General features: G+C 51.2%; 4 protein-coding genes and 1 pseudogene. 3 read left to right on the plus strand and 2 right to left on the minus strand.

What is annotated here, in order from left to right:
• The first annotated feature begins 43 nt into the window (after positions 1-43).
• Positions 44-487, plus strand: coding sequence for a nuclear transport factor 2 family protein (locus Enr10x_RS22600; RefSeq protein WP_145451463.1), 444 nt, complete (start codon positions 44-46; stop codon positions 485-487).
• Positions 488-509: 22 nt separating this feature from the next.
• Here Enr10x_RS22600 and Enr10x_RS22605 read toward each other — a convergent pair whose 3' ends face one another.
• On the minus strand, positions 510-1460 hold the full coding sequence (locus Enr10x_RS22605; RefSeq protein ID WP_145451464.1) for a sugar phosphate isomerase/epimerase family protein: 951 nt from the start codon (positions 1458-1460) through the stop codon (positions 510-512).
• 197 nt (positions 1461-1657) lie between these two features.
• Here Enr10x_RS22605 and Enr10x_RS22610 point away from each other — a divergent pair, with 197 nt between their 5' ends.
• Both Enr10x_RS22610 and Enr10x_RS22615 read left to right on the plus strand, forming a co-directional pair.
• Positions 1658-3442 (plus strand): redoxin family protein, encoded by a 1785-nt coding sequence (locus Enr10x_RS22610; protein ID WP_145451465.1) that lies wholly within the window; start codon positions 1658-1660, stop codon positions 3440-3442.
• Between the two features lie 402 nt (positions 3443-3844).
• Positions 3845-4888, plus strand: coding sequence for a glycosyltransferase family 4 protein (locus tag Enr10x_RS22615; protein WP_145451466.1), 1044 nt, complete (start codon positions 3845-3847; stop codon positions 4886-4888).
• Positions 4889-4959: 71 nt separating this feature from the next.
• Here the strand turns inward: Enr10x_RS22615 and Enr10x_RS22620 are convergent.
• Positions 4960-6000 (minus strand): annotated as a pseudogene (locus Enr10x_RS22620) (DEAD/DEAH box helicase); the annotation flags it as partial.

The raw sequence follows: 6000 nt of genomic DNA on the forward strand, positions 1-6000 counted from the left end.
GCGCAGCATTTCACCGCCCGTCGTTTCAAGAAAGGAACTGTCCATGACACTTCGCATTTTCACCTGCACTCTGTTCTGCAGCCTGCTCACTCACAGCTTACTGCTGGCAGAAGACAAGCCCTCGACCGTGGACGCCGAGCTCCTCAAAGCGGTCAAAACACTGGATGCCGCCTTTTCGAACCGGGACAAAGAGACGATTCGCAAGATGACCGATCCCCGGCACATTTCGATTTCGCCCTCTTACCAGTTTTTCAACCAGGAAGATCAGCTGAAAGCCCTGCCCGAGCTCAAGCTGTCCCTCTTCAAAGCCAGCCCCAAAAAAATCATCCGCACCACTCCCAGTTCGGCGCTGATTACTTATGAGGCAAATATCGAAGGAACGTTTGAAGGAAAGAAACTGGCAAAGCACGTGCAGATTCTCGAATGCTGGATCAAACACAAGGGTGAATGGCTGGAAGTTTCTTACCAGGAAACACCACTCCCCTGATCGAGGCAACAGTGGAGTGACTTCAGGACCCAGATGATTCCCCGGCTGCTGCTTCCTTCGTCCAGGTCTGCAGCATGTCCCGCAGCATCCCCAGTTCTTTAAAGAGCATCTGCCGATCTTTGTTGGCATGCTCAAAGCACCAGGGTCCCCGGAAACCGGCCTGCCAGCCAATCTCGAAACAGCGTTTCAGATCATACAGCGGATGCTCTCCCCGGGGTCCGATGGCCCGCGCCTTGAAATCACAGGTCACCGCGATCGGAAATGTTTTTTCCAGCCCCGCGTAACGCAGCGGCTCACTGTCCCAGTTGCCGGTATCGGGACAGGCCGCGACGTTATGACCAATCGCCTCGACCAGTTTGACCACCGATGCCGGGTCACTCTGCATCCAGCCATAATTCTCAACCAGCAGTTGCACGTTACGCTCCGCCCCGTAGTCGCACAATTCCCGATAACTGGCGATATGAATCTGCATATCGGGTCGCGGCTTCAGCGGCAGCGGTCGTGCCCATTTCAGTCCCAGTTGCGAAGCGACCTCGATGGACTGCTTGTATGTGTTGAGCGCCTTCACTCGAGTCGCTTTGTCCGGACTGTTCATATCCAGCTTACCCTGATTCATTTTCAGGTTGGTCAAAATGCAGCCCGCCTGATCCGCGGCGGCGCGCAACTGGTCCAGATATTTCCGATCGGTGACCGAGAGTGTCGACGTATTCAGGTCAATCACCGTCATCCCCAGCTCATCCCGCATCATCCGGGGCAGGTCCAGCAGGGAAATTTTCCCCTTCCCACCCCGCGGCGTGATATGTCCTGATAAGGAAGAGGTCGTGATCCCCAGCGCATTCTTCAATGAGGGAGCCGCCGTTTTTTTCTGAGCCGGATTTGCTGCCGGATTCGCTGCCAGAGATCGACTGCCGGCAACAGAGATCGCCAGAGCCCCGCTGCCCGCCTGCAGAAACTGCCTACGTGAAATCTTCATTTTTGCTTCTCCGCTTCAATACGCTACAATGGAGACCTCAAAACCGTGATCTGATATCGTACGCCATTTCCGAACAGGATGTCATCCAGAAACGGATTTTTTTGAATTTCTCTTTTTCTGAAACGCAGGTCTCCCGGACAGAGTACTTCCCCTGAACGGACTTTCCTGATCAGTTTTTACCAGCCGGATTTCCAGGTATGCCATCTTCCTCGCTTCGCTTTCTCTCAGTATTGCTGCTCATTGCGTGTACGAGTTTCGCCTCTGCAGAGGAACTGGAACGACCGAAAATCAACTCCGCCGTCGGCCCGCTGCAGTTCAAAGACATCCGCTACCTCACCCGTTCGCTCGCTGACTTCCAGAACCGGAAGGCATTCGTGATTGTCGCCTGCAACACAACCTGTCCGCTGGTGAAACGCTATCTGCCTCAACTGAAACGCCTGGAACAGGAATATCGCCCGCAGGGAGTCCAGTTCATCGCCCTGCATACCGGCCCCTACGAATCCATTCGCGAGATCGCCGAGTATGGCATCGAACACGAAATCCCCTTCCCCAGCGTACAGGACATCCAAGGCAAATCGGTCGCCGCCCTGGGCCTGGAACGCACCCCCGAAGTTGTCGTGCTCGACGAACAATACCGGCTCCGCTATCGGGGACGGATCGATAACCAATATCGCATCGGCGGTTCCCTGCCTCGCGCGACTCAGGAAAATCTCGTCGAAGCACTCAACGCGGTTCTGAAAAGTGAACCGGTCAAAGTCACCGAAACCAACGTGGACGGCTGCAGTATCACTGCGCATGCCGTCAGAGAACCAGACACCTCGCTCACGTACTACAAAGACATTCAGCCGCTGATCCAAAAACATTGCGTGGACTGTCATCGGCCCGGTACCGAGGCTCCGTTCGCACTCACAACGCTGGATGAAGTCAGGAACAACGGTGCCATGCTGGCTGAGGTTGTGGCTGACCAGCGGATGCCCCCCTGGTACGGCGGTACGGCCCACGCGGAATTCGCCAATCAGCGCAGCATGTCACGCAAAGAACGCACACGCGTGGCAGACTGGGTCGCCACAGGCATGACAGCGGGAACAGAGCCGGCCGATCTCAAACCGTCACTGGCACAAACTGACTCCAGCAAGTGGCTTATCGGCCAGCCGGATCTCAAAATCAGCATGCTCGAAACCCACACGCTCCCCGCAGACGGCTACATCCCCTATCGCTACACCATCCTGCCTTACGTCTTTCCCGAAGACACCTGGGTCTCTTCGATTGAAATCAAACCCGACAATCCGGAGGTCGTCCATCACTGCAACATGGCCGCCGTCACTTTGACGAAGAAATGGGATGAATCCAATTTCATCACCGGCAAGGTGCCCGGTTCCGGTCCGACCATGCTGCCTGAAGGGCTGGGAATCCTGATCCCCAAAGGGAGCGCCCTCGCGCTGCAGATCCATTACACGTCGACAGGCAAACCGGAACAGTGCCGGATCTCGGTCGGCTTCAAATATGTGCAGGGGAAAGTTCAAAAACGCTATCGCTTCCTGATCATCAAGAACAATAAATTCCGGATCCCACCAGAGGCACCGCATCACCAGGTCAGCAATTCCAAAACCCTCAAGCGGGACGCTCACGGCATTGGCCTGTTTGCCCACATGCATCTCCGCGGCAAAGATCTCTCCTTCCTGGCACACTACCCGGAAGGGAAACAGGAAACACTGCTGGTCATTCCCAATTACAGCTTCGACTGGCAGATAGGATATCTCTGGAAAAACCAGCGGCACTTCTTCCCCCAGGGAACCCGCATCGAAGCCATCGCCCACTACGATAATTCGGCGTTCAATCCGTTCAACCCCGATCCCAGTGCGACCGTCAGAGAGGGCCCGCAGACCTATCACGAAATGATGTATGCCTTCTTCTTCTACACCTACGCAGACGAACGGCTGAATCTGACCATCGATCCCCATACGGGACAGGCAACCCATTAATCAGGCTTTCATTGTCCCAGGGACACACAGCATTTTGTCAGCTGTATTCTCTGCGCGGAACGTGTATCATCAGCAGTACCAAACTCCTATGTAGCGTTGATTTAAAAGTTCTGAAAATGTTCCTGAGGACTTTCACATGACCCGGGTAAGAATTCACAGTGCCCGATGTTATACTGTTCCCCTCGTTTCCAAGAACATTGACAGCAGAAAAGACAAATTAGCCGCAGGGCGTTAGCCCCGGTTGAAACGACTTTGGTATATACCATCCGAATAAAGAAACGCTCTCCAGGGGCACACACCATTTTGTCGGCTGTATTCTCTGCGCGGAACGTGTATCATCAGCAGTACCGAAATCGTTGCCTGTTGAGCAAATTCACCCTCGCCTGATTGCAGAGAGATTCCATGCGCGTCCTGTTCCTGATCTCCGGGAAGAATGTTCCCTCGTCTCGATTTCGGGTGCTGAATTATCTCCCCTGGCTGCAGCAGGCCGGCATTTCCTGCACGGTACTCGCCAGTTACCCCGAAAAATATGAGCACATCCCCTGGCTCGGCTATCGACTCAGCTATCTCCTCAAACGCATCACCCGCTACGTGCATTATCTCTACGCCTGCCTGAAACCCTTCGATCTCATTTTTATCGAACGGGAGATTTTCGACGTCCCCGCGTACGACATGGAACTCCTGTTCCTGAACCGGCCCGCCAAAAGCATTCTCGATATCGACGATGCGATTTTTCTCCGCTATCCCGAGAAATTCCAGGCACTGGCTGCGAAAGTGGACCTGTTGATTGCCGGCAATCAGAACCTCGTCGACGAAGCCCGCAAATATAACGACCAGGTCCGCCTGCTGCCGACGTCTGTGATCACCAGTAAGTATCCCCTCAAAGATTACCGCCAGCCCCCGTCGGGAAAACCGGTCATCGGCTGGACCGGCCTGGATACAAACATCCCGAACATCCAACTCGTCGTCCCGGCGCTCAACCGCCTGGCGGAAAAATATGAGTTCGCCCTCTGCATCATCTCCGCCACTCCCAAACCGATCGCGGAACTATCGCTGGAAGGAATCGAAATCCGACACTTGGTCTGGCAGCCGGAAACGGAATACCAGGACCTGTCCGCCTTCGATATCGGCATCATGCCACTGGAAGACGATGAATGGTCACGCTATAAATGCGGCCTAAAACTGCTGCAGTACATGGCCCTGGGCATCCCGGCCGTCGCTTCGCCGGTGGGCGTCAATGCAGAGATCATCGACCAGGGGGTGAATGGTTTCTGTGCAGAAAATACCGAGGCGTGGTACGCCTCCCTGGAGCAGCTACTCACCTCACCCGAGCTGCGGAAATCCATCGGTCTGAGCGGCCGAAAAACGGTCGAAGAACAGTTCGATGTCGAACGCAACAGCCAGCGTTTGATACAGTTCCTGGATGAGACACTGGACGAGACCTGACGCACCTAAGAAGCCAACTCTAATAGAGAGAGTTTCGTTATTCCTAGGATTTTCATCACACCACTATGAGATCAAAGTCCCCTCTGTGCATTTTCCAGAAGTGTTCTCTCGTAAGGATGAAGTTTTAAAGATTGAATATCAATTTTCTTAAGTGATTTAAGTGCATCGTCTAGAGTATTGTATTCAAACAAAAAATCACACTTGACAGATAAATTGATCGGAATTCCAAATTCATCAAGTGCACTACAAACATTTGGAAGAAATAAGTTCTCAACCATCATTGCAAAGTAAGAGTAATCTCCAGGATCATATCCATTATCTTCGTATACAAATGCTTGAATCCTATTCAATGCCAAGAGTAACTGAGGAAAATCAAACCCAGCCCAGTTACGATCAAAGCTTAGAACTCTTTCCACCGCCTCATTTGCACTTTCAGCTTTATAATCTCCAATCAATTCACTAGAAACTCTACTTGATATTGAATCTTGTCTACTCAATTTCCAGATTTTTAGGGTTAGTTGCTTGTACGAAAAGACTCCATTCTTCCCTCTATTAATCCAATATTTCCACATCAACTGACAGCACTTTTGTAGCTGCTCGTATTTCGGAAAACCTGACCAATTCAAGAGCCAATAATATTTATTAAAATTTCTCTTTATATCATTACATAATTTTATCTGTGACTCAGGTTCAATTCCGTGATTTTCTTTTAACAATGACAGGGGCAACGGAGAATTTTCAAAACGCTCATCTAAACGTTGTTGTGATTTCTCACTCAGATCCTCTGGATCTAATTGTATTAATAAACTTTCAGATGTTGTTTCATCCTGTGAATATAATGGAAAGTCTACAAAAGGAAGTTCCTGCTGAGGTTCATCATCAAATCTATATACCTTCCCAATAAAGTGCTCGAACATTCTACCAGATCTTCCCTTAATATTATTGAAGGTAAAATAATCTAGTTTTTGATTCGCAATTTTATTTTCGTAAATCACGACATTCTTTGCTCGAGTATTCACACCTTCGATCAAAGTTGAAGTACATATCAAAACATTCAATACTCCATCATTAAATAACCTCACCATTTCTTGAGCCATGGACCTAGGTAGCGG

The sequence above is a fragment of the Gimesia panareensis genome (assembly GCF_007748155.1).
GTDB lineage: Bacteria > Planctomycetota > Planctomycetia > Planctomycetales > Planctomycetaceae > Gimesia > Gimesia panareensis.